Annotated in this window: 3 protein-coding genes; 1 reads left to right on the top strand and 2 read right to left on the bottom strand. The window is 59.0% G+C overall.

Annotated elements, in window-relative coordinates; translation table 11 throughout:
* Positions 1–311, top strand: a 311-nt coding sequence (locus H5U08_RS10535; protein WP_297032801.1) for a secretin N-terminal domain-containing protein, incomplete at its 5' end; no start/stop codon positions are given.
* A 12-nt stretch (positions 312–323) separates the two neighbouring features.
* On the opposite strand, the gene H5U08_RS10540 is transcribed toward H5U08_RS10535, so the two are convergent.
* Both H5U08_RS10540 and H5U08_RS10545 read right to left on the bottom strand, forming a co-directional pair.
* Positions 324–3,149 carry a hypothetical protein gene (locus H5U08_RS10540; RefSeq protein ID WP_297032802.1) on the bottom strand — a complete coding sequence of 942 codons (2,826 nt, stop codon included), beginning with the start codon at positions 3,147–3,149 and terminating at the stop codon, positions 324–326.
* 182 nt (positions 3,150–3,331) lie between these two features.
* Positions 3,332–4,156, bottom strand: a complete 825-nt coding sequence (locus H5U08_RS10545; protein WP_297032804.1) for an undecaprenyl-diphosphate phosphatase — start codon at positions 4,154–4,156, stop codon at positions 3,332–3,334.
* Positions 4,157–4,669: the final 513 nt, after the last annotated feature.

The raw sequence follows: 4,669 nt of genomic DNA on the forward strand, positions 1-4,669 counted from the left end.
CCCGGTTTAAAGGTTTGCTGTCGGTGGGTGTGGACGAAACGTCCAATTCCCTTGTTGTATCGGCCCCGGTCTATCTGATGAATGAGATCCGCGAATTAATCACCCAGCTCGACCGCAATGCGGAGCCCAACTCCACGACCGTGGAGGTTGTGAGATTGAAAAACGGTCTGAGTGCGGAGCATCTCCGAAAAGGGCTGGGAACCATTCTTTCGGGATCAGGTGCCCCTGCTGGCGGCCAAGGCGGTAAGGAGTCCAGCCCGCCCAAAACGTCGGGAGAATCGCAGCCGGGCGATGCCCATCGCAGGCGCTGAAAGCCGCGCAGGTCATTGTGCAGGGGCGTGCTCCATGAGAATCTCCAGGTGGGCTGTGATGGCCTCCTGGGTGATGATGGCGTTTCCCTTCAACCCGCGGAACCAGTTGAGCGGCGGAGCGAGAAACGGTTGACCAAGGCCTGGTTTGTTCTCCGCCGACGGTGCCTTCTGCAAGTGGGACGCCTGATCTGCTTCCGGAGGTGCGCTCTCGCTCCGGTTAAGGGTACTGCCCAATCGGAAACGAACAAGCTCCGCAATGCGATTGACGGCGGGCAGAGACTGCTGGCCAGATGCGTTGTCGAATCCCTCCCGTAAAACCCCGCGGCTGGACCCCGTAATCGCGGGCTCGGCTGAAGTTGGATCAACCCTGGACGTGGGAGTGAGCGGTTTCCCGTCGGCAAACGATGTGGAGGTCCAGCGGGGGATGCCGAACTCGTCGGGCTGATAGACGTACTCACCGCCGAGGGGACAGCGGAGCTCGGCATCAAAAAGGAATTCCGCCACACGCTTGCACTCTTTGCCCGGAACGCGGAGCTGCTGTTCGAGATCGCGGAGAAAGCGCAGATTGCCCAGGGAGGTCTGCATCGTCCGCCAGTAAACAAAGCGGTTGAGTAGTGGCGTGATTCGAGCGGCTGAAAGATCCCCGAGAAAGACCCGGACATGGGCTTCCCGTTCCGACTCCTGCCACCGCAGTTGGTTTGTGACTGCGGCCAGAACCTCAGGCTGAAAGGAAAACACGGTGACGCCCGGCATCTCCCGTCGCCACAGTCCAAACAAGCCCCGACTGTAACCGTTTGCATCGGGTCGGGTGCTGAAGGTCTGATTGATTTTTCCCAACAGTCCCAGCTCTCCGGTCGTGCCCAGGTAGCCAATAAGAATATCCCGGATTCGGCCGGTGGGTACCACACGACCATCGACAATATCAAGCGGGGGAACGATATCGTAGAGTCCGCCGAACAGTCGGCCGCGACTTAAACTGATTTCAAAACGTCCCAGTTCGCCTTCGATCGGCGCCAATTCGTACTTGTCGGGCGGCCCCATTTTGGCGACGAGATTCTCGTAGTTCTCTTTTGCCAGCGGAGTGACGCGGGCGTCCACGATGATCCGTTCCCGGTTGGTCCCAGCCGATTCCCGCTGGATGGCCGCGATGACCGGATCCAGGCGCCGCCACTGAGTGGCGTAGTGGGCCAGGAATTCCTCATAAAGTTGCACTTCCTGGGGACTGGCCCGGTTTACCGAAATATCGGCAATGGGCACAAAGTGACCTCGTTCCCCGCGCAAAGAGTCGCGCACGATACCGTTTTGAATGATGGTGCGACTTCCGTCTGCCCGCGGACCGAAGCCGTTGGGAAGATATCCATGGGCGACCAGGCCTTCAATTGTGTCGATGGCGTGTCCCTCGCAGGCCGCCGCAAGGAGAGCGAGCTCGACCATGTCCATGTCGGCCAGGGCCTGAAGCCGACGCTGTGTCTCGATGCGGTAGGCCGGTCCTGTCAAGTTGCGAAAGAACTCTCGGGAAAGGTAGATAAACGCGGTATCGCGCCGGCTTACAGGGAAGATTGCGCGTGCCAGGCGAAACTCGGGCGAGTCTGCCAGTCGCCCCTGTCCGGCGGAGGCTTCCAGGAACCGCTCCACCAGCTTTCGTGATGTGGTCACGAGATGAAAATCGCCGTCAGTCACATAGTAGGATCGCACGGCTCCATCGTCAGAACTTAGATAAGAGACAGGGTGATTGAGGATCGTCAGTTTTTCTTCGCGTACCCCTCCCTTTTTGATCCGTTCCTGTCGCTGCTGGATCATATTGGCCTGAAACAGTGCGCTGTTGCGAGCCTGAAACAGCAGTCCGAACGCCGCCCCCTCGTGGAAATGAAGGTCGAAACCAACGATCGCCACGTCGGCCACGATTGTCTCTCCCAGCAGCCGGGAGAGTGCGGATTGTCGGAGGACAAGCTGTTCCTCAATACGTCGGCTGATGGCATAGTTGAGCGAACGCAGGGCCACGAGATTCTGGATGTCGCCTCCCCACCGAGCCAGAGTGTCCTGAAGCCAGAGAAAGTTGTTGAAGCTTCCAAATCGAATGTAGAGGGATTCCACCGGCACATGGGTGGCCAGGGGTTCGACGATCACGTCCTGGGGAACATCCACCGCCGGAGGTGGTAGTTCGTCCCAGGGAGATGGCAACGGTTGATCGGCCGTGCCCTGAAAAACCTGCGGTGACAGAAAGCGGGCTTCCATGATCCGCAACCGGAGCGGTTCACTGCTGAGCATGAGGCCGAGTTGCTCGCGGAACCAGGCCTCCCAGGAATCCGAGGCGGTTTGCGGTGGCTTGAGCCCCAACCGCTGGGACAGCATGAGCCGAAGATACTGAGCGACAAGAGGCGGATAATCGGGTTTGGATTCGAAAAGACCCGGCGGTTGCGCATACTCGCGCCACCAGCTTCTCAGGGTTCTTTCGTAGCCACGTGGATCGCTTCGGGGGAAAATCCGAACCATCTGCGGAGGCCGTGTGCCGATGCTGACATCGAGCGGCTGCTCGCCGCGGAAAAGAAAGTAGATCGTCATCCTGGGAGCACTTCCCACCATTTCGGCAAAGAAGCCTCCCAGTGGTGGGCCAGCAATGACGGGGTAGAATACGCGATGTTCGGCATCCTCGAGCAGAACGCCCTCCAGGCCCAACGGCCGAGGCAATTGCTGGGGGATGAGGTCCATTTCAATTTTGCCAACGCCAAACGGTTGGCCGAGGTAGGCTTCCGCCCGCAACTCGCCCGCCCACGCCGGGCACATCTGTAAAAGCCCTATCCCCGCTGCCACCGCAATTCCGAAAAGCTGTCGGCACATCGGATGATTTCCCTCCATGATTGGGAGCGTCACGTGAGATGTTTTGCGGCACACTACCGTTCCATTGTCGGGGCAGAGGACACATCCAGGCAAGCCGAATAATGGGCGCGCCGTGTGCGGCGAGCGGCGGATCAGACGGCCTGGCGTGAAATGGGAAGAAACCCGCAGGGATTACCCGACTATCAGACCCGGAGAGCAATCTGCCAGATGAGGACGACCGTGCCCATGAAAAACACCCATCCGGCAAACCAGCTCAGCCGGCCTTTGGCAAGCCATTGGATGACCCAGGCGAGTGCCATCAGACCGACCGCAAAGGAAAGCCCCACACCGAGCATGATCGGGCCGAGCGAACCATCCACCGCAGCGGGATGAAGGAGCTTGCGGCCTTCAATGATGGTGGCCCCGGCAATCGTGGGAATCGAGAGAAGGAAGGAAAAAGTGGCGGCTTCTTCCCGTTTCAGTCCGCAGACCAGGCCGGCGGCGATTGTCATCCCGCTGCGCGATAATCCGGGAAGAATGGCCAGCGCCTGGGCAATTCCCACCAACACGGCCTGACCTACGGTGAGTTCGCCGGCTTGCTTGAGGCCGTGTCTTCGTCCCACAGCCAGCAATACTCCACCCGTCAGGAAGAACATCAAACCCGCGGTCAGTACGTGGTCGAGCGGATCGAAGCCAATGTGCGCGACCAGCCAATCTTTAAACCACAATTCGTAGCCCACGCCGGCACACGCGGCCGGGACGGTCGCCACGACGAGGAGACGCAATGTCCTGTATTCCCCTGTGAGGAGAGCGACGATCCGCCGACGATAGTACACGAGAACCGCGAGCAGCGTTCCGAGGTGGAGCATCACGTTGATGGTTAACTTTTCGTGAAGCGGATGCGCCAGCGCGTCGAAGAGGTGGGCCAGGACCAGCACATGACCGGAGGAGCTGATAGGGAGAAACTCTCCCAGCCCCTGGACCACGGCGAGAGCGGCGACTTCGAGATACTCGGCCAATCCTTCCATTATCCAAACCCCGAAGCTACGCGAGGGCGACCGGTTGGGACGGCGGCCGTCAAGAAAAAAAGTGCCCTTCGTAGGCGGGGCAGGGACCTACGAAGGGCTGCGCTGTGAGGGTCCCCTCACGCACTTTTATTATTGCGCGCCCGTAGCCCGTTTGCAAGCCCCTTGCGCGAAAAATTGATCATTAAGTTGCTCAAACACCAGTTTCTGCTCCATAAAAATAACATCTTTGATTCTATAGACAACCAAGAGTATGGATGTTTGGTGTTGGATGATCATGGCGAGGGAAACATGGGAAGGGGAATTTGGGCGTTTCCCATCGCGTCTCCATCGGCAGCCCTATTTAACCAGGCGGACTTTGGGCGACTCGATGATCCTTTCGAAAATCTCTCTCAGGCGTGACTCATACTCGGCGGGATTGCCACTTCCGCGGGGGCTCTGGCCATCATCGTTTGCGGTGCCCCCGAGTCTCGCCAGGCGATCCATAAAGTTGTAATCGGTACCCAGTCCCACACC

Source organism: Thermogutta sp. (assembly GCF_014359955.1).
GTDB lineage: Bacteria > Planctomycetota > Planctomycetia > Pirellulales > Thermoguttaceae > Thermogutta.

Excerpts from the sequence above, each read along its gene's own strand:
- H5U08_RS10540 (WP_297032802.1), bottom strand. The coding sequence starts at position 3,149 with ATGTGCCGACAGCTTTTCGGAATTGCGGTGGCAGCGGGGATAGGGCTT.
- H5U08_RS10545 (WP_297032804.1), bottom strand. The coding sequence starts at position 4,156 with ATGGAAGGATTGGCCGAGTATCTCGAAGTCGCCGCTCTCGCCGTGGTC.